Annotated in this window: 23 protein-coding genes; 15 read left to right on the top strand and 8 right to left on the bottom strand. The window is 71.7% G+C overall.

The features are described from left to right. The first annotated feature begins 136 nt into the window (after positions 1-136). The 4 genes from MTP10_RS34045 to MTP10_RS34060 all read left to right on the top strand — a co-directional run bounded on the left by MTP10_RS34045 (position 137) and on the right by MTP10_RS34060 (position 3980). Positions 137-982: a sensor histidine kinase gene (locus MTP10_RS34045; protein WP_310714802.1), complete on the top strand. Its 846-nt coding sequence runs from the start codon at positions 137-139 to the stop codon at positions 980-982. Further along, complete coding sequence (locus MTP10_RS34050; RefSeq protein WP_310714804.1) at positions 979-1623, top strand: response regulator transcription factor; 645 nt, start codon at positions 979-981, stop codon at positions 1621-1623. Before MTP10_RS34045 ends, MTP10_RS34050 begins: the two co-directional genes overlap by 4 nt. Positions 1624-1788: 165 nt before the next feature. After that, complete coding sequence (locus MTP10_RS34055) at positions 1789-2265, top strand: hypothetical protein (RefSeq protein ID WP_310714806.1); 477 nt, start codon at positions 1789-1791, stop codon at positions 2263-2265. Positions 2266-2330: 65 nt separating this feature from the next. Further along, complete coding sequence (locus MTP10_RS34060; RefSeq protein ID WP_310714807.1) at positions 2331-3980, top strand: FAD/NAD(P)-binding protein; 1650 nt, start codon at positions 2331-2333, stop codon at positions 3978-3980. Between the two features lie 93 nt (positions 3981-4073). Here the strand turns inward: MTP10_RS34060 and MTP10_RS34065 are convergent, their stop codons facing one another. Together MTP10_RS34065 and MTP10_RS34070 are read right to left on the bottom strand one after the other, a co-directional pair. Next, positions 4074-5126, bottom strand: a complete 1053-nt coding sequence (locus tag MTP10_RS34065) for a LacI family DNA-binding transcriptional regulator (RefSeq protein WP_310714809.1) — start codon at positions 5124-5126, stop codon at positions 4074-4076. Between the two features lie 265 nt (positions 5127-5391). Then, positions 5392-6378, bottom strand: a complete 987-nt coding sequence (locus MTP10_RS34070) for a hydroxyacid dehydrogenase (protein WP_310714811.1) — start codon at positions 6376-6378, stop codon at positions 5392-5394. A 246-nt stretch (positions 6379-6624) separates the two neighbouring features. On the opposite strand from MTP10_RS34070, the gene MTP10_RS34075 reads away from it, so the two are divergent. Genes MTP10_RS34075 through MTP10_RS34100 form a run of 6 tightly spaced genes read left to right on the top strand, consistent with a single transcriptional unit; the run spans position 6625 to position 15149 of the window. Further along, complete coding sequence (locus MTP10_RS34075) at positions 6625-7611, top strand: ABC transporter permease subunit (protein WP_310714813.1); 987 nt, start codon at positions 6625-6627, stop codon at positions 7609-7611. Further along, positions 7608-8474 carry a carbohydrate ABC transporter permease gene (locus MTP10_RS34080; protein ID WP_310714815.1) on the top strand — a complete coding sequence of 289 codons (867 nt, stop codon included), beginning with the start codon at positions 7608-7610 and terminating at the stop codon, positions 8472-8474. Before MTP10_RS34075 ends, MTP10_RS34080 begins: the two co-directional genes overlap by 4 nt. A 28-nt stretch (positions 8475-8502) precedes the next feature. Beyond that, positions 8503-10068: a DUF3502 domain-containing protein gene (locus tag MTP10_RS34085; RefSeq protein WP_310714818.1), complete on the top strand. Its 1566-nt coding sequence runs from the start codon at positions 8503-8505 to the stop codon at positions 10066-10068. A gap of 3 nt (positions 10069-10071) precedes the next feature. After that, entirely contained in the window at positions 10072-12954 is a 2883-nt protein-coding gene (locus MTP10_RS34090) for a hypothetical protein (protein WP_310714819.1), read from the top strand. A gap of 6 nt (positions 12955-12960) precedes the next feature. After that, positions 12961-14436 carry a glycoside hydrolase family 43 protein gene (locus MTP10_RS34095; protein WP_310714822.1) on the top strand — a complete coding sequence of 492 codons (1476 nt, stop codon included), beginning with the start codon at positions 12961-12963 and terminating at the stop codon, positions 14434-14436. After that, positions 14433-15149, top strand: coding sequence for an alpha/beta hydrolase (locus MTP10_RS34100; protein ID WP_310714824.1), 717 nt, complete (start codon positions 14433-14435; stop codon positions 15147-15149). The genes MTP10_RS34095 and MTP10_RS34100 overlap by 4 nt, the downstream gene beginning before the upstream one ends. A 93-nt stretch (positions 15150-15242) precedes the next feature. Here the strand turns inward: MTP10_RS34100 and MTP10_RS34105 are convergent, their stop codons facing one another. After that, on the bottom strand, positions 15243-16214 hold the full coding sequence (locus tag MTP10_RS34105) for a GntR family transcriptional regulator (protein ID WP_310714827.1): 972 nt from the start codon (positions 16212-16214) through the stop codon (positions 15243-15245). 215 nt (positions 16215-16429) lie between these two features. On the opposite strand from MTP10_RS34105, the gene MTP10_RS34110 reads away from it, so the two are divergent. Then, positions 16430-17797 (top strand): carotenoid oxygenase family protein, encoded by a 1368-nt coding sequence (locus tag MTP10_RS34110; protein WP_310714829.1) that lies wholly within the window; start codon positions 16430-16432, stop codon positions 17795-17797. A 73-nt stretch (positions 17798-17870) separates the two neighbouring features. Here MTP10_RS34110 and MTP10_RS34115 read toward each other — a convergent pair whose 3' ends face one another. Both MTP10_RS34115 and MTP10_RS34120 read right to left on the bottom strand, forming a co-directional pair. Beyond that, positions 17871-18596: a cation transporter gene (locus MTP10_RS34115; protein WP_310714831.1), complete on the bottom strand. Its 726-nt coding sequence runs from the start codon at positions 18594-18596 to the stop codon at positions 17871-17873. Beyond that, positions 18593-19000 carry a metalloregulator ArsR/SmtB family transcription factor gene (locus tag MTP10_RS34120; RefSeq protein WP_310714832.1) on the bottom strand — a complete coding sequence of 136 codons (408 nt, stop codon included), beginning with the start codon at positions 18998-19000 and terminating at the stop codon, positions 18593-18595. The genes MTP10_RS34115 and MTP10_RS34120 overlap by 4 nt, the downstream gene beginning before the upstream one ends. Before the next feature lie 112 nt (positions 19001-19112). On the opposite strand from MTP10_RS34120, the gene MTP10_RS34125 reads away from it, so the two are divergent. Next, positions 19113-19688 (top strand): YdeI/OmpD-associated family protein, encoded by a 576-nt coding sequence (locus MTP10_RS34125; protein ID WP_310714834.1) that lies wholly within the window; start codon positions 19113-19115, stop codon positions 19686-19688. Positions 19689-19753: 65 nt separating this feature from the next. Here MTP10_RS34125 and MTP10_RS34130 read toward each other — a convergent pair whose 3' ends face one another. Next, positions 19754-20761 carry a LacI family DNA-binding transcriptional regulator gene (locus MTP10_RS34130; protein ID WP_310714836.1) on the bottom strand — a complete coding sequence of 336 codons (1008 nt, stop codon included), beginning with the start codon at positions 20759-20761 and terminating at the stop codon, positions 19754-19756. A 289-nt stretch (positions 20762-21050) separates the two neighbouring features. On the opposite strand from MTP10_RS34130, the gene MTP10_RS34135 reads away from it, so the two are divergent. Continuing rightward, positions 21051-22253 carry a cytochrome P450 gene (locus MTP10_RS34135; protein WP_310714838.1) on the top strand — a complete coding sequence of 401 codons (1203 nt, stop codon included), beginning with the start codon at positions 21051-21053 and terminating at the stop codon, positions 22251-22253. A 30-nt stretch (positions 22254-22283) separates the two neighbouring features. Beyond that, positions 22284-23156, top strand: a complete 873-nt coding sequence (locus MTP10_RS34140) for a TetR family transcriptional regulator (RefSeq protein WP_310714840.1) — start codon at positions 22284-22286, stop codon at positions 23154-23156. A gap of 24 nt (positions 23157-23180) precedes the next feature. Here MTP10_RS34140 and MTP10_RS34145 read toward each other — a convergent pair whose 3' ends face one another. Then, positions 23181-23771 carry a CAP family protein gene (locus tag MTP10_RS34145; RefSeq protein ID WP_310714843.1) on the bottom strand — a complete coding sequence of 197 codons (591 nt, stop codon included), beginning with the start codon at positions 23769-23771 and terminating at the stop codon, positions 23181-23183. A gap of 384 nt (positions 23772-24155) precedes the next feature. Here MTP10_RS34145 and MTP10_RS34150 point away from each other — a divergent pair, with 384 nt between their 5' ends. Next, a complete protein-coding gene (locus MTP10_RS34150; protein ID WP_310714844.1) occupies positions 24156-25058 on the top strand; it encodes a helix-turn-helix transcriptional regulator in 903 nt (300 codons plus the stop codon). 23 nt (positions 25059-25081) lie between these two features. Here MTP10_RS34150 and MTP10_RS34155 read toward each other — a convergent pair whose 3' ends face one another. Continuing rightward, complete coding sequence (locus MTP10_RS34155) at positions 25082-25885, bottom strand: SAM-dependent methyltransferase (protein WP_310714845.1); 804 nt, start codon at positions 25883-25885, stop codon at positions 25082-25084. Positions 25886-25911: the final 26 nt, after the last annotated feature.

Consider the following 25911-nt stretch of genomic DNA (forward strand, 5'->3'; position numbering starts at 1 on the left):
CGTCCTTTCTAGAATTGCTGGTGTACGTCCTAGTATAATTCGATGTGTAATTCCAGGTGCCGTTGCAGTTGAACCATTGTTTATTTGACTGTTTATGCGACGGGTGCCACCAGGGCCTATACCGCGCTAACCACTCTTGCCCTCCACGCCGCTCTTCCGATCTGGCTCCGCCGTACGGGCGCTGCCGTGGCGGCAGGCGGGGGCCGTCGCGGCGGGCGGGCTGGCGGTGGCCACGGGCGCGCTGGCCTCCTTCTCCGGGCGCCCCACCGTGGCCGTGCTCAACGGCGCGACGTGGCTCGCCGCCGTCGGCCTCGGCCTCGGGGCGCGCCTGCTGCACGCCCGCCGTCAGGCCGCGGTCGAGCGGGTACGCCGGGACGAGCGGCTGCGGCTGGCCCGGGAGCTGCACGACGTGGTCGCCCACCATGTCACGAGCGTGGTGCTCCAGACGCAGGCCGCCCGGGTCGTCGCCCGCAGGCACCCGGAGAGGGTGGAGGACTGCCTGGCCGACATCGAGGCCGCCGGCTCCGACGCGCTGGCGGGGGCGCGCCGCGCCGTCGGGCTGCTGCGCGACGACGCGCCTCCTCCGGACCCGCCCGCGCGGCTGGGGGAGCTGGTGGAGCGGTTCGCCGGTCCCCCGGTGCGCCTGACCCTGGCCGAGGAGGAGCCGGTGTGGCCGCCCGAGGTGGCCCGTACCGTCTACCGGATCGTGCAGGAGTCCCTGACGAACGTCTCCCGCCACGCCTCCCACGCCCGCACCGTGACGGTCGGCGTCACCCAGGTCCAGGGCACCCTCACGGTCGAGGTCACCGACGACGCCCCGCCCGCACCGGCCCGTTTCCCGCACCGCGGCGGGTACGGCCTGGCCGGGATGCGGGAGCGTCTCGACGCCCTCGGCGGCGCGTTCACCGCGGGCCCGCGCCCGGACGCCGCCGGCTGGGCCGTGCGGGCCACGCTGCCCCTCCCTCCCCGGGAGCGCGGATGACCATCAGGGTGCTGCTGGCCGACGACCAGGCGATGGTCCGCGCCAGCCTGCGGATCATCCTGGAGGACGAGCCCGGCATCAGCGTGGTCGCCGAGGCCGCCGACGGCGAGCGGGCCGTCGCGCTGGCCCGCGAGCTGCGCCCGGACGTGTGCCTCGTGGACGTCCAGATGCCCCGCCTCGACGGCGTCGCGGTGACCCGCGCCCTGGCGGGCCCCGGTGTGGCGGACCCGCTGCGGGTGGTCGTGGTCACCACGTTCGATCTCGACGCGTACGTCCAGGGCGCGCTGCGCGGCGGCGCGGCCGGGTTCGTGCTGAAGGACGCCGGCCCCGCCCTGCTCGTGGAGGCCGTCCGGGCCGCGCACGCCGGTGACGCGCTGATCTCGCCGTCGCTCACCCTGCGGCTGCTGCGCCGCCTCGCGGACGCCCGGAGCGCCGCCCGCCCGCCCTCGCGGCCGTTGTCGGAGCGTGAGGCCGAGGTCGTACGGGCCGTCGCCCGGGGACGCACCAACCAGGAGATCGCCGCCGAGCTGTCGATCTCGCTGAGCACGGTCAAGGGCCACATCGCCGGGGTCCAGGCCAAGCTCGGCGCCCGCAACCGGGTCGAGATCGCCGCCTGGGCCTGGGAGGGCCGCGCCGTCTGACCCGCCACGGCGGCGCGCCGCAGCCGGCGCGGAGGCATCATGAGGGTGGGGAGACGTCGAACCACCGCGTCGTCACGCGGCCACGGGGCGCCGCGGTCACCGCACGCAGCATCGCAACCACCTCCCGGCCGCCACCACGGCGGTCTTGATGAGATGAGAGGCATCTTGACCGTCACACCCGCGCAACTGCGCGATCTCGCGAGCCGCGCCGAGGCCCTCGCCGCCGAGGTCCGGTCGCTGTGCGACAGCGAACCCGCCGGCTCACCCGAAAGTGACCGGCTCCGGGCGGCGAGGCACGCCGCGGACTGGCTGGCAAGGGGCGGCGAGGACCTTCAGCGCGCGGCCGGAGACCTGGCCAGGCTGCGGTCCCAGCCGGAGCAGCCCTGCGGCATCCCGTGGGGCGTCTGCCCCGAGCACGGCAACACCCTCTCCGCCGGCGCGGGCGTCACCACCTGCCGGGTGTGCCGCCGTACCTGGAACGACGATCGGGCCGGTCGGCCATGCCCTGAGCCGGTGACCTGGAAGGTGACCGACTCGTCCGGGACGGAGACCAAGGTGTGCAACGGGCACGTCCTCGCCGCCCGCGCGGCCGTCCGGGCCGCCACCTTCACCCGCCTCGACACCGAGGGGGAGCGGCTCTGACCGAAAACATGCATATCAAGTAGGAAATGTTGACAATCCGCTGCGGTCCGCGTAGTTTCATGATCATGAAACAGGGCTACGCGGAACGGGGGAGGCCGCGGCCGGCCGCGGTCGTGGTGGTCGGCGCCGGGCCCGCGGGCACGTGCGTGCTCGAACGGATCTGCGCCAACGCCCCGGACCTGATCGGCGACGGCGGCCTGGACGTGCACGTGGTGGACCCGTACCCGCACGGCGCGGGCCGCGTGTGGAGCGCCGGAGAGCCGGAGCGGCTCCTCGCCACCCCGGCGGCCGGCGACGTGACCGTCTCCACGGACGCGTTCGAGCGGGCCGTGCGCGGGGCGCCGCGCGGCGTCCGGGTGCACCTGCACCGGGACCGGGCGGTCGGGCTCCCCGGAGCCGCGGGCCGGGAGCGGGTGGAGCTGTCCGGCGGGCCCCGGCTGGACGCCGACGCGGTCATCCTGGCGCAGGGACATCACGGCGTGCGGCCGTCGCCGGACGAGGCCGGGCAGGCCGCCCTCGCCGCCCGCCACGGGCTCCTGTACCTGCCCTCGGGGGACGCGGCCGGCCCTGGTCCGGAGCAGCTCCCGGCGGGCGAGCCGGTGCTGGTGCGCGGCGCCGGGCAGGCGTTCGCGGGGCTCGTGGCGCTGCTCACCTCGCAGCGGGGCGGCCGGTTCACGAGCGGGCGCGGGGGCGAGCTCGTCTACCTGCCCGGCGGCGCCGAGCCGCTGCTGTACGTGGGCTCGCGGCGCGGCGTGCCCTACCAGGCCGCCCCAGGCCGCCTGCGCACCGGTCCGCCGCCCGTCCTGCCCAGGTTCCTCACCTCCGCCACCCCAGTGGAGGAGCTGCGGCAGGCCGTCGCCAAGGAGCTGGCGTACACGTACTACCACGAGCTGTTCACCGCGCACCCGGGGCGGACCCGGATGGGCTGGGACGCCTTCGAGGCCGTCTTCGAACGGGCCGAGTGGGGCGGCAAGGAGATGCGGGCGCTGGTCACCAGGTCCGTGTCCCGCGTCGCGGACCGGCTGAACCTGGACCGGCTGGAACGGCCGCTGCACGGCATGCGCTTCGGCGACCTGGCCGGGCTGCAACGCTGGATGCACGGCTACCTGGCCGCCGGACTGGAGCGGCGGTCGGACCCGGCGAACAGCGCGGACCTGGCCATGATCCACGGCCTCCTCTCCGCCCGCGCCGTCCTGGCGGACAGGGCGCCCGATCCGTGGTTCGAGCGGCTGTTCCGCTTCCTGACCGGCGGTCCCCCCGTGTCCCGGCTGGCCGAGCTGCGGGCGCTGGCCAGGGCGGGGGTCGTCAAATTCCTCGGCGGTGGCCTCCGCGTGGAGCAGGACGAGCGGCTCGCCGGCTGGCGCGCGTCCGGCACCGCCGTGCCGGGCTCGGTGAGCGCGCGGGTCCTGGTCGAGGCGCGGCTGCCCGAGCCGGACGTGAGCCGCGCCGCCGACCCGCTGATCGCCGGTCTGTACGCCCGGGGCGAGTGCCGGGACACCTGGGGACGGCTGGACGTGCGCCTGACGGACCGCCGGGTGATCGGCCGGGCGGGCGACGTCCATCCCCGCCGTTTCGCCCTGGGGCCGTGGACGGCGGGAGGCGCCGCCGGGTTCGCCCGCCCGGGAGACGACGCCGCCATGCTGCGCCAGGCGGACGCGGTGGCACGCGCCGTGCTGACGCAGACGACCGAGGCCCGCCTGACCGCCGCCGCCTGACCCGCCGGGCACCTTCCGTCTGCCACGCGAGAGCGGGAGCCTGGTCCTCGCCGGGACGCCGACGCCGTGCTCATGGTCAGGCCGCGCCGGAGCCTAGTGAGGCGTGACGGCCCTCCTGCCGACCGAGCCGCGGACCACGATGTGCGTGCCCAGGACGACATGCTGCGGCTGGCTGAGGTCCAGTGCCAGCCGTACGGCCGTGCGGCCCAGCTCCTCGGTGGGGATGTGCACCGTGGTGAGTCCGGGCACCAGGTCGGCGGCGAGCGGGATGTCGTCGTAGCCCGCGACCGACACGTCCTCGGGCACCCGCACACCCGCCTCGCGCAGTGCGGCCAGCACCCCGGCGGCCACCATGTCGGTACCCGCGAAGATCGCGGTGAACTCGGTCCCGGCCGCCAGCAGGCGTCTGGTGGCCTCGTAGCCGGCGCTGCGGGAGAAGGAGCAGGGCAGGACGAGGTCCGGGTCGTGGGGCACGCCGTGGTCCTCGTGCGCGCGGCGGAAACCCCGCACGCGGATGATCTTGGTGGTGTTCTGGTCGTCGTCGGTGGCGGCGCCGAGGTAGACGATCCGGCGGTGGCCGTGGGAGAGCAGGTGGCTGGTCATGGCGTAGGCGCCGGCCTCGTTGTCGTACTCGACCACGGTGGTCGGCACGTCGTCGCCGAGCGGCGGACGACCGCAGAGCACGAGCCGGGAGCCGGCCTTGTCCAGGGCGTGCGCGAAGTGCGTCATGCGCCGGCGGTAGGCGTCGTCGGCCGAGCCGCCGCCGACCAGGATCACCGCGTCGGCGCGCTGCTCGCGCATGGCCTCCACCACCCGCAGCTCCCGCTCCGGATCGCCGTGCGTGGTGCAGACCATGCACAGCCGGCCCTCGGCGGTGGCCTGCTGCTCGACGCCCTTGGCGACGTAGGCGAAGGAGGGGCCGGTGACGTCGTCGAGCACGAAGGCGACCATCTGGGTGCTGGCTCCGGACAGGGCGCGGGCGTGCACGTTGAGGACGTAGTCCAGCTCGCGCATGGCGCGGAGCACGCGGGTGCGCGTCGCCTGTGCGACCGGGTAGTCGCCCTTGATCACCCGGGAGACGGTGGAGGCGGAGACCCCGGCCCGGGCGGCGACGTCACGGATGGTGGCGCGCTCGTCGTCGTCCACGGCAGCCTTCCGCGGCGTGGGCGCGGCGTGCTGTGGATTTCCCGGCTTTCGTGGCAAGGCGCACCTTTCCTCAGTCGTCAGGCGAAGCGGTGGTGCTGAGCACGGCTCACGCAGCACCACGCGAAGCGTGGCCGGGCCGGTCTCGGCAGCGGACGGGAAGACCGGCGGACACGGCGCGTCAAAGCAGCTCGATTGTCGCGGACGACGCGCTCCCGCGCCACACGGAGCCGCGGTCCCCGGCGATCCGGAAGGCCGCGCCGTCCCATCAGGCCACTCGGTCCAGGTCGTCGTGGTTCACCCGGTGCGCCAGCGGCAGCCCGGCGCTCAGCCGTTCCAGCTCCTCCACGACGGCGGCGCCCATCCGCGACAGCTCGTTGCCGTGCGAGCCGGCGATGTGCGGGGTGAGGAAGGCGTTGGGCAGGTCGAACAGGGGAGAGTCGGACGGCAGCGGTTCCGGCTCGGTGACGTCGAGCATCGCGGACAGCCGCCTGGACCTGAGCTCGGTGACCAGCGCGTCGGTGTCGACCAGCGACCCGCGCGCGGTGTTGATGAGCACCGCGCCGTCCGGCATCAGCGCCAGCCGCTCGCGGTCGAGCATGTGCCAGGTCTCGGGGGTGGCGGGGGCATGCAGGCTGACGATGTCGCTGCGGCGCAGCAACTCCTCCAGCGACGCCTGCGGCACGCCCGGAATCCGCGTGTAGGGGTCGTACAGGCACAGGTCCAGGTCGTACGGCGCCAGCAGTTCGAGGACCTTGCGGCCGATACGGGAGGCGCCCACGATGCCCACCCGGCGGCCGTTGTTGCCGATGCCCTGCTCGATCTTGGCCAGGGTGAAGGCGCGTTCGCGCCGGTAGCGCTCGTTGAGGGCGAAGACGCCCTTGCCGGCCAGCAGGATCGCGCCGACGGTGTACTCGGCCACCGGGACGGCGTTGGCCGCGGCGGCCGAGGAGACCAGCAGGCCGCGTTCCCAGCAGGCAGGGGTGACCAGGCTCTTCACCGAGCCGGCCGCGTGCAGCACGGCGCGCAGGCGCGGGGCGGCGGCCAGCAGTGCCTCGTCGAGCGGCGGGCAGCCCCAGCCGGTGAGGAGGACCTCGGTGTCGGCCAGCGGCAGGCGCGGATCGTCGAAGCGCTCGGCCACCAGGGTGACGTCGATGTCGGCCAGCGTGTCCAGCCGCCGCAGCAGGGGCGCGGGGAAGAGCAGGGCGAGATGTTCCTCGCTCATGGCGAACAGCGCCTTGGGGCGTGGGGACACAGGGAAAGCCCTCCATTCGGATAGAGACCGGTTTCTAATCTAGGAGCACGGCTGCACGTGGTCAACGGTCGGCCGTGAGTGATCAAGCAAGCCCCGTACCAGGATGCTCAGGTCATTCGAGGTCGTTGTGTAACGTCTCCGTAACGCAACCTTGAACGTGCCCGCCGCTCGGACGTAGCGTTCGCAGCTACCGGTTTCTATCAACGTCGAAACCATCTGCTGCCGCCTCGCGACGGGACTTCGGTGATGAGCACGCTACAGACGAGGCCAGAGCCTCAGACGAGACCGCCTTCCGGGCCGCCGGGCAGGCGCCGTGTCCGGCTCGGAGCGGCCCGCACCAACGGGATCATCGGGCTGCTCGCGCTGCCGGCGGTCGTCTACTTCCTGGTCTTCAACTACCTGCCGATGGCCGGTCTGGTGGTGGCGTTCAAGCAGTTCGACGTCAATCTGGGGATCTTCGACAGCCCGTGGAACGGCTGGGAGAACTTCGCCTACTTCCTGGAGTCCGGGGACGCGGCGCGGATCCTGTTCAACACCCTCTTCCTCAACGTCCTGTTCCTGACCGCGACGCTGGCCGCCGGCATCATCCTGGCGATCATGCTGAACGAGATCCGCAGCACCTTCTTCAAGCGGGTCTCCCAGTCCGTCGTCTTCTTCCCCTACTTCGTCTCCCCGGTCGTGATCAGCATCATCCTGCAGGTGCTGCTGGCCGGGACCTCCGGCGGGGGCGGGGCCGTCAACGACGCTCTCGGGGGCCTCGGCTTCCCCTCGGTCGACTGGTACACGGAGCCGGGACCGTGGCCGTGGATCCTCACCGTGGTGAAGATCTGGCAGCTCGGCGGCTACCTGAGCGTCATCTTCCTGGCCGCGATCACCGGCATCCCCGAGGAGGTCTACGAGGCCGGGATGATCGACGGAGCCTCGCGGGCCCAGATGGCCTGGCGCATCACCCTCCCGCTGCTGAAGCCCACCACGGCGGTCCTGCTGGTGCTGGGGGTCGGCCGCATCTTCTACGGCGACTTCGGCACCATCTACGCGATCGTCGGGGACCAGGGCACCCTGTTCGACAGCACGGACGTCATCGACACCTACGTCTTCCGCGCCCTGCGCCAGCTCGGCGACTTCGGCACCACCGCCGCGGTCGGCCTGTTCCAGTCGGTGGTGGGTTTCGTCCTCGTGGTGATCGCGGTGCTGATCCAGCGCAAGTACTCCAAGGAGACCAGCATCCTATGAGCGCCAAGAAGCTGGAACCGTTCACCGTCGTCAGCGTCATCGGCGTGGCCTTCGCCGTGTTCGCCTGCGCGATCCCGTTCTGGATGATCATCTCGGGCTCGTTCACCAGCGAGTCGCAGCTGGCCACGACCGGGTACAGCCTGTTCCCCGCCGCCTTCGACCTCACCGCCTACAAGATGATCTTCACGGGTCCGGCGGTGCTGGACGCCTACGTCGCCAGCGTCTTCATCACGGTCGTGGGGACGGCCCTGTCCCTGGCGGTGACCTCGGGGCTGAGCTGGGTGATCGCCCGCCGGTTGCCCGGCATCAGCCGGCCGCTGACCGTCTTCGCGTACCTGCCGATGTTGTTCTCCGGCGGCCTGGTGCCCCTCTACCTGCTGGTCACGCAGTACCTGAAGCTGCAGAACAGCTACTTCGCGGTGATCCTGCCGCTGCTGGTCATGCCGTTCCTGGTGTTCGTCCAGGTCAACGCCTTCCGCCAGCTCCCCGAGTCGATCTTCGAGTCGGCCAAGATCGACGGCGCGGGGGAGCTGCGCATCTTCTTCACGATCGCGTTGCCCCTGTCCAAGCCGATCCTGGCCGTCATCGGCCTCTTCTACGCCGTGCACTACTGGAACGACTGGTTCATGGCGTTGCTGTTCATCGACGACGTGCACAAGTTCCCGCTCCCCCTCGTGCTGCAGAACCTCATCTCCAACGTCTCGTTCACGCAGATGCTGCCGCAGCTCGCCGAGGCGGCCACCCCCGTCTACCAGCTCCGGCTGGCCCTCACCGCCGTCACCATCGGCCCGATCCTGCTCGCCTACCCCTTCGCCCAGCGCTACTTCGTGAAGGGCATCACCCTCGGCGCCACCAAGGGCTGATTCCGCTCCCCGCATCTCAGGAGTAACCGTGTCCCACCCCATCATGTCGCGGCGCCGCCTGCTGGCCACCGGCGGCGGCCTGTCCCTCGCCGCCCTCCTCGCCGCCTGCTCGGACCAGAAGCCGCAGGCCGGCGGCGGCGCCCAGAGCGGCGGAGCGCTCGCGCTGAGCCTGCTGCTTCCCGGCGACGTGCCGGCCGGCTGGGACGCCGTCCTGGCCGAGGTCAACAAGAAGCTCCAGGCCGATCTGGGCTTCACCGTCAAGCCGCAGTTCATCCCGTGGGCCAACTACGGTCAGCAGGCGCTGCTGAAGTTCACCGCGGGGGAGAGGTTCGACACCGCGCTGCAGGCGCGCTGGCTCAACATGTCCCAGCTCGCGGCCAGCGGCTCGATCGTCGAGCTGAGCGGCCTGCTGTCCAGCGGCAAGTACCCCAACCTGACCGCCACGATCGACCCGAAGATCATCGAGCTGAACCGCTGGGGCGGCAAGCTGTACGGCCTCCCGCAGATCAACTCGGTCGCTCGCTTCCACCACTTCGCCATCCGCCAGGATCTTGCCGACAAGTACGGGATGAGCGAGATTACGGACTTCTCCGGACTGGAGAGGTTCTGGTACACCGTCAAGCAGAAGAACAAGGACATTATCCCCATCGGGGTGAACTCCCGCATGCCCAAGCTGCTCGTCGCGTGGAACCCGGTCGGCTGGCTCAACCCGTCCATGTGGGAGAACCCCCGAACGAGCATCGTCTCCTTCACCGGCGAGTCCCTCGCCTTCGTCCTCGCCGCCGACGGCAGGCAGACCGGCTCGTCCCACCCGGTGCCGTTCTGGGAGGCGCCGGGCATGGTCGACGCGCTGCGCCTGGTCCGCAAGTACTACCAGGACGGGCTGATCAACAAGAACGCGCTCACCCTCGACTCCAAGGCGCTCGAATCCCAGCTCAAGGCCGGCCGCTTCGCCACCGCCTGGGCCATGACCGACGGCCTGACCTCGCAGCTGCTCCCCGAGCTGGCCAAGAACGTCCCCGGGGCGACGCTGGCCAACGTGATGCCGCTCAGGGGCGGCAAGGACGCCAAGCCGTACCAGACCTTCCAGGCCGACAACTTCCTCGTGCTCAACGCCAAGGGGCAGAACAACGAGAAGGCCATGCAACTGGAGGACTGGCTGTCCATCAAGGACAACCACGACCTGATCACCTACGGCGTCCAGGGCAAGGACTGGAACCCCATCGGGGACGACAAGTACGAGATGCTGTCCACCTACACGTTCCCGGGCTTCGGGCTCTCCTGGCGGGCCAAGCTGGAGCGCCGGGTCAAGGGCATGACCGCGTCCGAGACGACCTGGTTCGACTGGGCGCAGGACATCGACAACTTCACCGTCGATCCGTATGCCAGCTTCGTCCCCGACCCCGAGCCGGTGAAGCGCGAGAACACCCAGATCACCGCGGCCATGACGCAGTTCGCCAACCCGCTGTTCATCGGCGCCGTCGATGTCGACCAGGGGCTGGACAAGCTGAAGAAGGCCCTGGACCGGGCCGGCCTGGCCAAGGTCCAGGCGGAGCTGGCCAAGCAGGCCGACGCCTACCTGAAGGGTCAGTGACCCATGGCACCCCACCTCAGCCGGAGAACCGTGCTGGCGTCCTCCGGCGCGCTGGCCGCCGCCACCTGGTTATGGAACGGCGAGGCCGCCGCCGCCGCGCCGCGCCGTGACGAGCCGCTGGACGTGGTGGTCTTCGGGGACAAGGCATCCGAAGCCGCCCACGCGGTGACCGCCGACCGCTCGGAGGTCGTATCGGGCGGACTCGGCCGGTCCGCCCGCGTGCTCCACCCCCAGGAGCCCGCCGGGGTCTGGGGCGGCACGATCTCCTTCGCCGTCAGGTGCGCGCCACGCGGCACCACGTACGTCACGATCAAGCTCTGGGGCGACGACCACGCCGCGAGCGAGGCCGACCAGTCCCGGCTGCAGCTCTTCTGCGAGGGCAGGCAGGTCGGCCACTATCACCTGGGCGCGGTCGACCCGCTGGACATCCTCAGCCTGGACGCCCACGCGCCGGGCCGCTTCCACTACCACACGCTCCCGCTGCCGGAGGCGATGACGCGCGACCGCGACCGGGTCACGCTGGAGATCAGGTCGATGGGCCGAATCTGGGGCTACGGGCAGAACGCGGCCGAGTTCTACCGGTCGATGGACAAGCCCAGCCGGCCCTTCTACCGGATCTACACCCATGCCGAGCCGTACTTCCCCGGCGACGGCGTCCAGGGTCCCGTGCCGAACGCGCCCGTCCGGCCCGCACCCGGCCCCGAGGTGCTGGAGCAGATCAAGGCGAGGGTGCTGACGGAGCACCGCAACTGGCTCGACGGCAACCCCGCCTCGCTCGACTCCTGGGCCTTCCAGGGGCTGGCCGAGGGCTATCACTGGCCCGAGAGCCCGGCCCACCGGAACCCGGACGCGATCGACCAGGTGCTGGCCGCCGTCGACGCCCGCTACACCAAGTGGCTCACCGACCCGACCGTGCTGACCGGCTCCGACCAGCAGTGGGAGGGCTTCGCCAAGGTCGGCGTGGCGCTGCTGCTGCTCCGTGACGTCCTGGGCGACCGGCTGGAACGCCCGGTCGGCGGGCGGGCCGTGGGCGCGCCCAACCCGGGCTTCGAGCGCGGCGGCACGGCCCCCGCCTCCTGGAACACCGCCATCTGGCGCGGCACGGCCACCTGGCTCTGGGACGACACGGTCAAGCGCGGCGGCTCCCGCTCGGTCAAGGTCACGGCCGCCGCCGGCGCCGCCGCGGGCTGGAACACCGCGCAGAACCGCACCCTCGTCGGCCAGGGCAGGCATCGCTACAGCGTCTGGGTCAGGACCCAGGACGTCGTGGCCCCGGGCGCGTACCTCGACGTGCTCTTCTACGACGCCGCCGGAAAGGTCGCCGGCACCGACAACAAGTTCTACGCACCCGTCGGCACCCAGGACTGGACGCGGATCACCGCGGAGCTGACCACCCCGGCCACCGCCGTCGAGCTCCGGCTGGACCTCCGGGTCGAGGGCGGCGGCACCGCCTGGTTCGACGACGTCGAGGTCACGCCGCTGGACGGAGCCACCCAGCCCGACCAGGGTGACCTGCCGGTACGGCGGGACGCTTACACCAGGATGCTGGCCGAGTCCATCTCGTACTGGCGTCAGCACATGCCGCACTACAGCAACCAGGTGCAGATCTGCGCACTCGGCATCTACCGCTGCAACCGTGCCCTGATGCTGATAAATCCGGAGAAGGCGCCGCTCGCCGAGGAGAAGGCCCGCGACTACATCCACCAGGCCGTCGGCCTGAAGCCGTTCCTCGGCCATGAGGACGCCGCCGGCAACCCCAGCAAGATCCTCGGCGAGCACTTCTACCAGGTCACCAGGAAGGGCCTGACCAGGGAGCTGGGGTACGTCGGCAACTACGGTGAGGTGACCGACTGGCTGGTGCTGCTCCACGAGGCCGTCACCCGCTTCGACGGGGTCGAGGACCCGGAGCTGACGGCCCAGCTGGTCAAGATGATCAACGCGCGGGCCGTCTTCCGCTATCCCGAGGTCGACAACGACGGCTACCGCACCATGCGCATGGAGGCCGCCGTCGGCTGGCGCGACGACCACTATCCCGGCGACGTCGTCTACGCCCAGCGGCTGGCCTGGGACGGCAATCCCGTCATGGCCGCGGCCGTGCTCGGCGACCCCTCGATCGCCGGGCACGCCCAGCGCATGGTCGCCGACAACCAGCTCTTCGGCCACCTCGGCCTGCTACTCACCAACACCTGGCCGCGCGTCGGGCTGAACGCCCTGCGCCTCCTCCAGCGTGACTGGCCCGGCTTCCAGGCGCTTCCCCCGGCCAGTACCCGCTTCCCCATGGACTGGGACGCCCCCGGCTTCGTCTTCTCGGACGAGGAGAACGGCGTCGTCGCGATCAAGAACGGCGCGGAGATCCTCTACGTCTCCCTCTACTGGCGCGCCCGGCAGGCCGTCAACGACCTGGCCCGCGTCCACCACATCACCCCGGACACCCACCGGGTCGCCACCATCCGCCAGCAGTGCCAGGTCACGCCCACCGGCGACACCTGGACCGAGGCCGACTGGGTCTGCTTCAACTTCGCCATCAACGACCCCGCCGCCTCCCACATCCCACCCGGCGGCTTCCCGCCCCCCGGCCCCGAGCTGCACCAGGGCTTCGCCGGCGAGGTCCTCAAGGTCGGCCCGCACCCCGCCGATGTGCCCGACCCGGCGCTCGGCGTGGACTTCCCCGGCGTCGAGAAGCTCTTCGTCGGCAAGGCCCAGTTCTACCGATGCTCCTACGGCCGGTACCTCATCGGCATGAACACCTCGGAAGACCGCCCCCGCACCATGCACGTGACCGGCTCCGGCCACGCCCGTGAACTCGTCACCGGCCGCCGCGTTCCCCTCGGCCGCCCGATCGAGGTAGGACCACTCAGCACCGTGGTGCTCCACCTGGAGAACTGAGCTCGCATGATCCGCAATCCCGTCCTGCCCGGTTTCCACCCCGACCCGTCGATCGTCCGGGTGGGGGAGGACTACTACCTGGCCACGTCGACCTTCGAGTGGTACCCGGGCGTACGCGTCCACCACTCGCGCGACCTGGTGAACTGGCGTCCGCTGGGCGGCATCCTGACCGGGCGCGGGCAGCTCGACCTGTCCGGCGTGCCCGACTCCGGCGGCGTCTGGGCGCCGGACCTGACCTACCACGACGGGCTGTTCCACCTCGTCTACGGCGTGATGGACAACTACGCCCTCGGATACAAGGACATCGCCAACTACCTGATCACCGCCCCTTCTATCGAGGGGCCGTGGTCGGACCCGGTACGGCTGCCCGGCCGCGGCTTCGACGCCGCCCTCTACCACGAGGACGGCCGGAGCCGGCTGCTCACCATGGTCTTCGACTCCCGGCCGGGACGCGGGTTCGCCGGGATCGAGCTGCAACCCCTCGACGGCGGCGAGCCCGAGCTGATCCTGCCCAACCGCAACGTCACCGAGGGCCCGCATCTCTACCGGATCGACGGCTGGTACTACTTGATGGTGGCCGAGGGAGGCACCGGTTTCGAGCACGGGATCACCGTGCTGCGGTCCCGCTCGCTCGCCGGGCCGTACGAGGAGGATCCGGCGGGGCCGATGCTCACCTCACGGCACGACCCGAGCCTGGAGCTGCAGAAGGCGGGGCACGGCTGCCTGGTGCGGACGCAGACGGGGGAGTGGTACGTCGCCCACCTCATGGCCCGGCCGTACCACAACCGCAGGTGCGTGCTCGGCCGTGAGACCGCGCTGCAGCGCGTGGTCTGGGAGGACGGCTGGCCGCGCGTGGCGGGCGGTGTGCCCGCCGTCGAGGTGGTCCCGCCCGCGCTGCCCGCCCATCCGTGGCCGGTGACCGAGGGCTCCCCGGGCGGGCTCGGACCGGAGTGGAGCACGCTGCGGCGGCCGGCCTCACCGGACTGGCTGGTCGCCGGCCCCGGCGGCCTCACCGTTCAGGGCGGCCAGTCCCCGTACGGCCTGCGCAGCCCGAGCCTGGTCGCCCGCCCGGTCACGGCGCACAGGTGCTCCCTTGAGACGGTCATGCGGTTCGAGCCGGGCAGCGTCCATCAATCGGCGGGCATCACCGCGTACTACAACTCACGCAACTGGCACTACCTCGCACTGACCACCGACGGCCTGGTGCTGACCAGCAGCGACCGGGGCACCCGCACCGAGCACCTGCTCGGGCCGGCGGGGCCCGAGGTCAGGCTGCGGGTGGAGTTCGACGGGCCGGTCGTGCGGTTCAACGACGGCCCCGAGCTGGACGCGACGATCCTCTCGGACGAGCACGCCGACGAGTTCGTCGACGGTCATGTGCGCTCGTTCGGCTTCACCGGCGCGTTCGTCGGTCTCTGGGTGCAGGATCTGGCGGGCGAGGGCTGTGCCGCGCGGTTCGAGCACATCCGGTACGACGCGTGAACGTGTACGCGGAGACCCGGGGGCGTGAAGGACCTCCGCTGCTCCTGGTGCACGGCTGGGGCGGTGATCACCGGGTGTGGCACGCGCTGGACTTCGGCGAGCGCCGGGTGATCGCCCCCGACCTGCGCGGCCATGGCAGGTCCCCGGCTCCGGCGACCGGATACCGGCCCGTTGACCTGGCCCGTGACCTGCTGCCGCTGCTGGACGAGCCGGTGCTGGCCATCGGGCACTCCATGGGCGCCCAGGTGGTCACCGCGCTGGCCGTCGAGCATCCGGAGCTGGTGAGCGCGCTGGTGGTCATCGCCCCCGCCTACGGCGCGGACGAGGCGGAGGAGCGGCTCATCCCCGGCCGGCTGGCGGCGTTGCGCGCCGACGGCGCGGCCGCGGCGTCGCGGCAGCTCGGGCCGCTTCCCCCGCCGATCGCCGAGCGGCTGCTGGCCACACCCGGTCACGTGCTGGCCGAGTGCTACGCCGGGATGTACACCCTGCCGGGCGCGTTCGGGGTGCGCCGGGAATCCGAGCGGTACCTGGCCGGACGGACGTGCCCGGTGCTCGCCGTCCACAATGTCCCGGAAGCGGCGCAGTGGGAGGCGGGACTGCCCGGGCACCACCGATCCACGACCGTGGTGTGGCCGGACGCCGGCCACTTCCTCCACCTGGACCATCCCGCTGCCTTCGTGGACCTGGTGTTGTCCGAGTGGGGCGCAGGGTGAGCGCGCGGGGGAGAGACACGGGCCCCACGCGGTGACGCACGTCAGAAGACGTTCCTCAGGAAGGGCGGCGTGGGGGGCACGCGCGGCGCGTCCCTACGACAGGCGCTGCCGGCCGATCAGCACGGCGACCCCGTCGAGCAGGAGCTGCAGGCCGCTCTCGAAGAACCCGGTCAGGTCGAAGGCCGACTGATCACCCGGGGACGCCGGCCGCGTGGGGAGGGCGCCGGAAGGCATGCCGGCGCGGAACCTCGGCAGGTGAGCGGAGTACCAGTCCCCGGTGGACAGGCCCGTGTGCCGCTCCGACTCGGCCTGCGGCTCCAGGTTCGTGGCCGTGCCCCGGACGTAGTTGCACACCGCCCACCACACGAACCTGCCGGCATCCGGCTCGATCGCCAGCTCCCGCAGGGTGCCCATCCCCCAGTCCCCGTATCTGAGCATGTTGGGCATGGGCTGGGGGTGGGTGAGCGAGACGAGCCGGGGCAGCCAGGGATGCCGCAGGTAGAGCCGCCACTGCAGGCGGGCCGCGAGCTCCAGCCGCGCCCGCCAGCCCGCCGGCGGCATCGCCGGAAGCTCCAGCTCGCCGAACGCGGTGTCGGCCATGAGCGCGGCCAGCTCCTCCTTGGCGCGCACGTGCCCGTACAGCGACATGGTGGGGATGCCGAGCGCGGCCGCGACGCTGCGGATGGACACCGCGTCGAACCCCTGGGCGTCGGCGATGGCGATCGCCGTGCGGACCATTCGCTCCCGCTTGCCGTCGGGGGCGGCCGAAGGGGCGGGCTGCCGCCGTTCCCTCCGTCGCGGGGCGCCCGGCACGCGGGGTGGCGGGAACGAGCGGGGCGCGGACTCGGCCACGACGGTGCCGACGCGGGAAATGGCCACCACCACTCCCTCCTGCCGCAGCGTGTTCAGCGCCTTGGCGGCGGTCGCGGGGGCCACTCCCCACTGCTCGGCGACCTGCCTGGTGGAGGGAACACGGTCGCCGGCCCGCAGCTCGCCGGCCTCGACGCGCCGCTTGATCTCACCGACGATCCGCAGGTACGGCGGCGCGGCCCCGGACCGGTCCATGGTCGATCGTCTCCTCACGCCGCAAGCGACTGCTGTCCTAGGACAGAGGGTACGGCCGCCTCCCGCGAAGGACGCCATCGCCTGCCTGGTGGAGGCCGTGAGAGCGCCGAATCGTGCCCTAGTACATGAGCGATCGCGGCTCGCTGAACCGCTGGTCGCCCCCTGTGCGCAGGGTACCGTTCCGGTCGTACACCGTACCGAACGAGGAGAACGCCATGCAGAACGCCGCCGCGGACCGGCGCAACCGCTACGTCGAAGGCCACTTCGCCCCGGTCAAGGAGGAGGTCACCGCCTACGACCTGCCCGTGACCGGCCGCCTGCCCGCGGACCTGAAGGGCCGCTACCTCCGGATGGGGCCCAACCCGCTGGGCGTGGAGGATCCCGCCACCCACTTCTACGCCTTCGGAGCCGGCATGGTGCACGGCGTCCGCATCCGGGACGGCCGCGCCGAGTGGTACCGCAACCGCTGGGTCCGCTCGACGGAGGTCGCCGACGCCCTGGACCGGCTGCGGCGCGGGGAGCAGCCGCCCGCGTTCCTGCCACCGTCCCCGAACGTCCACGTGCTCGGCCACGCCGGGCGCACGCTCGCCCTCGTCGAGGCCGGCGGGCTCCCTCACGAGCTCGGCTACGAGCTGGACACGATCGGCGCGTGCCCGATGGCCGCCACGCCCGAGGGCTCCAGCGCCAACGCGCACTCCAAGGTGGATCCGCGCACCGGCGACCTGCACTCCCTGGCCTATGCGCTCGGACGGCCGTTCGCGCAGTACATCGTCACCGACCCCGCCGGCACGGTGACCCGTGTGACGGACATCCCGCTGTCCGGTGACACCCCGTTCCTGCACGACTTCGCCCTGTCGGAGAGCTACGTCATCGTCTTCGACATCCCGCTGACGTTCAGCATGACGGCGATGCTGTTCCGGTGGGATCCCGGTCACCAGGCGCGCGTCGGCGTGCTGCCCCGGGCGGGCGGTGACATCCGCTGGCTGCCGGTCGAGTCCTTCTACGTCAGCCACGTACTCAACGCCTACGACGACGGCGCCACGATCACGGTCGACCTGATCAGGTCCGAAGGGCCGGTCGACGTCGCCGACCCGGGCGCGATCTCGCCCACGCTCGACCGCTGGACCATCGATCCGGCGAGCGGCAGGGTGGACCAGCGCCGCATCGACGACCGGGCACAGGACTTCCCCCGCGTGAACGACGCGTTCGCCTCGCGCCCGCACCGCTACGGCTACTCCGCGGTGAGCCCGGTGTACGGCGTGCCGTTCACACCCGACGGCCCGCACCCCGACGAGGCGTTCGCCAACGCCCTGGTCAAGAACGACCTGCGACGTGGCACGACGGAGGTGCACGGTTTCGCACGTGACGCCGCCGTCGGGGAGGCGGCGTTCGTCGCCGACCCGTCCGGCGGCGGCGAGGAGGACGACGGGTACCTGATGGCATACGTCGCCGACCCCGAGCGGGGCGCCTCCGACCTGGTGATCCTTTCGGCCCAGGACTTCACGGGCCCGCCCGTGGCCCGCGTCCACCTGCCCGTGCGCGTCCCGCTCGGCTTCCACGGCAACTGGATCCCCGACGCCTGAAGCCGCCGACCCCCAACCACAGCCGAGGACCATGACCAGGCCCAGTCCGGGTCGGGCATCGGGCGGCCGATCGTCAAGTTTTCTCCCCGGCGGGGGAGCAGCAGCCGTCCCCGCACGTCCGGGGCTCGCCGGCGTCAGCGGACGGGGCGCCGCCGGTGGGTACGGGGACGGCGCAGCAGGCGTCGCCGCGCCAGGCTTCGCGGCCCTCCTTCACCGCGACGGCGGCGATGACCAGCGCGGCGATGGGATCGGCCCAGCTCCAGCCGAGGAGGCTGTTGAGCGCCAGTCCGGCCAGCAGCACCCCGGACAGGTACGTGCACAGCAGGGTCTGCTTGGAGTCGGCCACCGCCGAGGCCGAGCCGAGCTCGCGGCCGGCGCGGCGCTGCGCGTACGACAGGAACGGCATGATCACCAGGGAGAGCGCGGCCAGGATCAGGCCGGGCGTGGAGTGCTCGGCCTCGCCGGCGCCGAGCAGGGCGCGGACGGCGTCGAAGGTCACGTACGCGGCCAGGGCGAAGAAGGAGAGGGCGATGACGCGCAACGCCGCCCGCTCCCGGCGCTCGTGGTCGGCGGCGGAGAACTGCCAGGCCACGGCGGCGGCCGAGGCGACCTCGACGACGGAGTCGAGTCCGAAGCCGATCAGCGCGGCGGAGGAGGCGATCGTGCCGGCGGTGATGGCCACCACGGCCTCGATCACGTTGTAGGTGATGGTCGCCGCGACCAGCAGCCGGATCCGGCGCCGCAGCGCGTCACGCCGGGCCGGGCCAGAACCGACGCCGGGCAGGTCGAGTGCGCTCATGACACCGGCTTCGCTCCGGCCGCCAGCTCGGCGTTTCCGTCGTCGGAGACTTCGCGGACCGGGCACAGCGTCACGGCGTGCCCGGTGGCGGACAGCAGGAGCTCGGCCGAGGCCAGCATGTCCAGCAGTTCGGGGCGCGTCAGGGAGTAGAACGACTGGCGTCCTTCGGCGCGGAAGTCGATCAGCCCGCAGTCGCGCAGACAGGCCAGGTGCTTGGACACGGTGGACTGCGCGAGGCCGAGCTGGGTGGTCAGGTCGACCACGCGCGCCTCGCCGCGGGCCAGCCGCTGCACGATCCGCAGTCTGGTCTCGTCCGCCAGGGAGTGGAACAGCGCGGCCGCCGGGGAGATCCCGGCGGCGATGTCCGTGCTGACACACCGTCCGCCATCCGAATCAATCGCCATGCTGCGATTATAGCCCGATTTCGGCATGTATCAGCAAGGAGTCGACCGATCTCCTGCGCACCGACCTGCCCCTGAATACGGCACGAGCGTGCGACATGGTTGACTGCTGCGGATGGATCGCGACCGAGAAATCCTCTCTTTCCCCTCGGCTGAGGCGTTCGAAGAATGGCTCAGCGCTCACCACGCCTCGCAGCCGGGAATCTGGCTCAAGCTCGCCAGGAAGGTGGCGGGCGTCGATGCGCTGGACTACCTCCAGGCGCTCGATGTGGCCCTCTGCTACGGCTGGATCGACGGGCAGAAGGACCGATTCGACGACGGGCACTGGCTGCAGCGCTTCACCCCGCGCAGGCCGAGGAGCAAGTGGTCGAAGGTCAACCGCGACAAGGTGGCCAGGCTGATCGAGCAGGGCCGGATGAAGCCGCCGGGCCTGCTCGAGATCGAGCGCGCGAAGGCGGACGGCCGCTGGGACGCCGCGTATGACGGATCGCGCGGCGCCACCGTGCCGGAAGACCTCGCCCATGCCCTGGCGGCCAATCCCGCGGCGGAGGCGTTCTTCGCGACGCTGGACAGCCGCAACCGGTTCGCGGTGCTGTATCGCGTCCAGGACGCCAAGAAGCCGGAGACGCGGGCGCGTCGCATCGAGCAGTACGTCACGATGCTGGCCGAGCACAGGAAGATCTATCCCTGAACCAGGCCCTCGTGGGTGCCTTCCACGAGGGGATCATGCCGAAGGAACGGTGGCGCGGCCGGGGGTCAGCGGGTGAAGGCGGTGGAGGCGCGTTCGATGAGGTCGGGCTGGAAGATGACCTGGCGGTGCTCGTGGAAGTCCGGCTGGTTGGCCTCCTCCAGGAGCATGAGCGCGCCGGTGTGGCCGAGCTGCTCGCGCGGCTGCCTGATCGACGACAGCGGCACCGCGGCCGCGGCCGCGAAGTCGATGTCGTCGTAGCCCAGGATCGCGACGTCGTCCGGCACCCGCAGGCCGTACTGTGTCAGCTCCTGCAGCACCCCGAGCGCGACCAGGTCGTTGCCGCAGAACACGGCCGTCGGCCGGTCCCCGGGGGGACGGGCGGCGATCTCCCTGCCGGCCGTGCGGCCGGTGCCCACGGTGAGGTCCGGCAGCGGGATGACGGTCAGCTCGTCCGCCGGTGACAGCACGCCGGCCAGACCGCGGTGGCGCTCCTCCACCTGGCGGACGGTGAACGGCCCGCCCGCGAACGCGATGTGGCGATGGCCCCGCTTCAGCAGGTGCAGGCCGGCCAGCCGGCCGCCGAGCACGTCGTCGGAGGCGACGGCGCACCCCCGGCCGTGCCGCGACGAGCTGTCGAACAGCACCACCGGGATGCCGCGGGACACGAGCCTGCCCAGCCGCTGCTCCTGGCCCTCGGCGTTCACCGGGGTGATCAGCACCCCGAAGGGGCGCTCCTCCTCGAACATCTCCAGCAGCCGCGCCTCGCGGGCGGCGTCCTTGCTGCTGTTGACCACCATCACGTTGAGGTCCGCGGTCTCGGCCGCGCTCTCGATGCCGCGCAGCACGTCGATGACGAACGGGTTCGACAGGTCGAGCGCGACCACGCCGATGGTCCTGCTGCGCCCGGCCCGCAGGTGACGCGCCGAGCCGTTGCGGACGTAACCGAGCTGGGTGACCGCCGTCTGAACCCGCAGTCGTGTCTCGGGAGCCACCAGCTCGGGGCGGTTGAGCACGTTGCTCACGGTGCCGACGGAGACGCCGGCGAGGCGCGCGACCTCTTTGATGCTCGACATCGTTCCTCGTCTGGTGGGCGTTCCTCGTGCGGTGAGCCGCGTGCCGGATGGGCGGGTGAGCGGCCGGGGCGGGCGTCGGCCGGCCGTGCGGGTCGGGCGCGCCGGGTGGGATGGAGGTCGGCGGAGGCCGGCGCCGGATCGTGCCGGCTCTGGCGCGCACAGGGCCCGCATGATCATAGCGCAAGCCCGGCAGTCTCATCGAAACGATTTTACCGCGTTAAGGCGATTGTCTTATTAAGGCGGCTGCCTTAACGTCGAACATGATCAGACATCGACATGAGGGGGCGTCATGACCGAGTCCGTGCCGACCTATCCCTTCGACCGGAAGGAGACTCTGGAGCCGCCGCGCGAGTGGAGCGAGCTGCAGGAGCGGTGTCCCGTGGCGCACGTGCGGCTGCCCAGCGGCGACACCGCCCAGCTCGTCACCCGTTACGACGACGTGCGCGCGCTGCTCACCGACCCGCGCTTCCGGCGCGGCGGGCAGGACGCCGCGCGGGTGGCGACCACGCCGGACGGCGGCCTGTTCGCCCGCAACACCATGAGCATCACCGAGGGCGAGGGCCACCGGCGGTGGCGGCGGCTGCTCACCCGCTCCTTCACCATCAAGAAGATCGAGACTTGGCGGCCCCGCGTGCAGCGGATGGCCGACGACCTGGTCGACGCCATGCTGGAGGCCGGGCCGCCGGCCGACCTGTCGGCCCGGCTGGGCCTGCCGCTGCCGGTCCAGGTCATCTGCGCCCTGGTGGGCGCCCCGGCCGAGGACCAGGACAGGTTCGCGCACTGGTCGCAGGTCATGCTGACCCTGACGCGCCACACCCAGGAGGAGGTGCAGCGGGCGTACGAGGAGTTCGACGCATACGTGTCCGCCCTGGTCGACGCCAGACGGGCCGACCCCGGCGACGACCTGCTCAGCGAGCTGACCCAGGTCTCCGACAGCGAGGACGGCCGGCTCAGCCACGAGGAGCTGATCGCGACCGTGCGGGCGCTGCTGCTGGCCGGGCACGAGACCACGTCCAACATGATCGTCATCATGACCGCGATGCTCCTGTCGGAGCGCGAGCGCTACCAGGCGGTGATCGACGACCCGGGCCTCATCCCCGGCACGGTCGAGGAGGTGCTGCGCCTGGACAGCACACTCAGCGTGGTGGGCTTCCCGAGGGTCGCCGGCGAGGACCTCGAGGTCGGCGGCGTCCCGGTGCCGGCGGGCAGCACCCTCATCCCGTGCCGCCCCGCCGCCAACCGGGACCCGCGCAAGTTCGACGACCCCGACCGCTTCGACCCGCACCGGACCAACGCCAACCAGCACCTCACCTTCGGCGCGGGCCCGCACTTCTGCCTCGGCCAGCCGCTGGCCCGCCTGGAGCTGCAGGTGGTGCTGGACACGCTGACCCGCCGGCTGCCCACCCTCGCGCTGCGCGACGGCGCCGAGGCGCTGCGCCTGCGCACCGGGCTGCTGTCGGGCGGCCTGGAGAACGTCTGGGTGACCTGGTGAGCGGATCACGACGACCGTGACGGTCTCGACATGCACCACCTGCACGACATGAAGAGCATGAACAACACGTACGACATGAGCGTCGTCGCGGACCGGAGCGGGGCGCTTCCGCCCGCTCCGGCGAGCGCGTCCTCGCCGCGCTCCGCCGCCGCGAGGAGCCTCATCATGCGCGCCGCCGAGAGGCTCTACGCCACCCGGGGCCTCGCCGGTGTGTCGATCCGGCAGATCGGCGAGGCCGCCGGGCAGCGCAACAAGTCAGCGGTGCAGTACCACTTCACCGGGCGTGACGCGCTCATCAAGGCCGTCCTCGCGGAGCACGCCGACGCGATCGAGCGGCACCGGCTGGCCATGATGAGCGCGCTCGGCGACCCGGCCGGCATGTCGCTGCGCGACCAGCTCCGCTGCGCCGTGCTGCCCCGCATCGAGCACCAGATCGACCTCGGCACCCCGTCCTGGTACGCCCGGTTCCTCGCCCAGATCGTCGTCGAGCCCGCCCTGCGGGACCACGCCGTCCGCGCGCACCTGGACACCCCGTCCCTGCGCCGCCTGTACGACGCCATCCACGCCGCGCGGGCGGCCGTACGCGCCGGGAACGCCGGAGGGGCGGAGCGCGACCCCGGCGCGACCGCGCGCCGGGAGGCCATGACCCGCCAGCTGATCGTGCACATGTGCGCCGAGCTGGAGACGGACCTGGCGGCCGGCCGCGCCCGCGCCGAGGCGGCGGCCGGGGCCTGGCGCCGCCTCGGCGAGGACCTGGTCACGGCCCTGTGCGGCATGGTCGGCGCTCTGGACGCGGACGATCCGGCCGTGGACGATCCAGCCATGGCCGATCCGGCCGTGGGCGCCCCGGCCGTGGGCGCCTCCGGCGAGCGTCTCCGGGGGAGCCGCCCGCCGGAACGGTGACGGGCGGCCGGTCCCGTGGCACGGTCACCGCACGGGAAGGACGTTCTGCGCGTAGCGTCCCGACACGTTGCCCGGCGCCTGGTAGGCGCACGCGATGTACGTCTCGTACCCCCGGGTGCCCGGCCCCGCGGCCCGGGCGCAGCCGAGCCGGGTCGTGCCCTTCCAGACCACCTGGGTGAAGAAGCCCGTGCGGGAGGAGAACCCCGGCGCCCGGAAGTCGTAGGACCCGACGCCGGCGTACCACTTCTTCACCGCGTCCGCGCAGGTCGCCGCCCGGCCGGAGGAGGTCAGGAACCAGTGGACGTTCTGGCCGTACCCCGGATCCCCGCCGGCCTGTTGGAGGCCCTCGTACCGGCTGAGTTCGGTCACGCGCCGGATGGCGTGGTCGACGAGTCTCTGGTCGGTCGTGAGGTCGGGCGCGCCGTGGCGCGCGCGGAAGGCGTTGTGGGTGGTGAGGCATTCGCTCTGGAAGGCCGCGTCCGTGCGGAGCGGCAGGGGCGGGCGGGCCCGTGTCGCCTCGGCGGGCCCCGCCGCGGCCGTGAGCGCGGTCACGAGCGCGACACCGGCGCCCACCGTCGTAGCGGCCTTGATCGTCCGTCCTGCGAGTCGGGACATCTCATCTCCAATCTGCCCACGCCTCGGTCAGGCGGTTCTGCCTGGTGAGAGGCGAGGCGAGGGACAGATCGAAAGTCTCACCACGATGACGGCCGGCGCGATGTCGGCTGGAGATACTCGTTGGCCTGCGGATTTGCGGCGTGTCCCCCGTAACGGCCGCGGGGGATCCCGCAGAGCTCGGGCACAAGACGCGTAAGGTGAGAATCTGCCATGCGAACGGAATTCGCGGCGCTCCCAAGGCGGACTGGTGCGTCATTTGTGGTGAAATGCCCGGTCGCCGGGAAATATGACCACGCGGTCCGGCGGCGTGGCAGGATGGTCCGGTCGGGCCGCCGCGATTTGCTGATTTGGAGCGTTATGCCGTCCGCTCGCGACAGGGGGAACGTGGCCGGAACTCCCCACACCGGAGTTCCGGAAAGCGCGACCGGCAGAGAGGTCCGTCGCTCCGGGCCCACGGCGCTGCGCATTCTGGTCGGCACGCACCTGCGCCGGCTCCGCGAGGCGCGGGGGATCTCCCGCGAGGAGGCCGGGTACCTCATCCGGGGCTCCCACTCCAAGATCAGCCGCTTGGAGCTCGGCCGGACCGGCTTCAAGCTGCGCGACGTGGCGGACCTGCTCACCCTGTACGGCGCGGACGAGGCCGAGCGCTCGGCGCTGCTCACCATGGCCGAGCAGGCCAACGCGCCCGCCTGGTGGCACGACTACCGCGATGTCGTGCCCGAGTGGTTCGAGGACTACCTGGGGCTGGAGCGCGACGCGTCGCTGATCCGCACCTACGAGATCCAGTACGTGCCCGGCCTGCTGCAGACGGAGGAGTACGCCCGCGCGGTCATCAGGCGGGGACACGAGGGCAGCCCCGCCGAGGAGATCGAGCGCCGGGTCGGGGTGCGCATGCGCCGCCGGCAGATCCTCCTCTCAGCCGCCCCGCCCAAGCTGTGGGCGGTGATCGACGAGGGCGCCCTGCGCCGGCAGGTGGCCGACTCCGCGACGATGCGCGCCCAGTTGGAGCACCTCGCGATGCTGGCCGAGCTGCCGCACATCACGATCCAGGTGCTCACGTTCGCCTCCGGCGGCCACGTCGGCGGCACCGGGCCCGTCACCATCCTGCGCTTCGCCCCGGCGGAGCTGGACGACGTCGTCTACCTGGAGCACATCGCCGGCGCGCAGTACCTGAGCCGCAGGCAGGACGTCCTGCCGTACCAGCACCTGCAGGACCAGCTGGTCGTGCACGCGCGGCCCTCGGCCGCCACCCCGTCGATCCTGCGGTTGCTAGCCGCCGGGGTCTAGCGCCCGCGTCCGCACGGCCGGCGTCACGGCTTGCGGCCGACGCCGCAGAAGGCGTCCACCTCGTCCGGCACGCCGAACACGCCCGCCTCCACCCGCCAGCGCGACACCGACACGACGCCCGGCTCCACCAGCTCCAGCCCGTCGAAGAACCGGGAGATCTCCTCCGGGGTGCGCAGCCGGTACGAGTAGACCTTCCCCTCGTCGCGCAGGCGCTCGGCCTCGGCGGCGGCGTCCGGGTTGACCGTCTTCGTGCCGTCCTCGAACACCAGGTGACTGCCCGGCGCGAGCGCGTCCAGCAGCCCCTCGACCAGCGCGTACGCCTGGTCGTCGTCGAAGACCGTGCCCATCACGCCCAGGAGGATGAGCGCGGTGGGGCGGCTGAGGTCCAGGGTCTTGGCCGCGAAGTCCAGGACGGCGCCGGGGTCGCGGACGTCGGCCTCGATGTAGTCGCAGGCGCCGAGGGGATGGCTCGTGAGCAGGGCCTGAGCGTGGACCAGCACCAGGGGGTCGTTGTCCACGTACACGATGCGGCAGGTCGGATCGACCCGCTGGGCGACCTCGTGGGTGTTGTCCACGGTGGGCAGCCCGGTGCCGATGTCCAGGAATTGCCGGATTCCGGCCTCTTCGGCGAGATATCGCACTGCGCGTCCCAGAAAGGCCCGGGTATGGCGGGCGATATCCTCCATGCCGGGATATACCTGGCGGAGCTGCTCGGCGAGTTCGCGGTCGACCGGGTAGTTGTCCTTTCCGCCCAGCCAGTAATTCCACACCCGAGCCTGATGGGGTCTGGTGATGTCGATCCTGGGGAGAGGCGTTTCGTCGGCCACGCAAATTCTCCTCTTGTGCCGCATCT

It is taken from the genome of Nonomuraea sp. 3-1Str (assembly GCF_031570565.1).
Taxonomy (GTDB): domain Bacteria; phylum Actinomycetota; class Actinomycetes; order Streptosporangiales; family Streptosporangiaceae; genus Nonomuraea.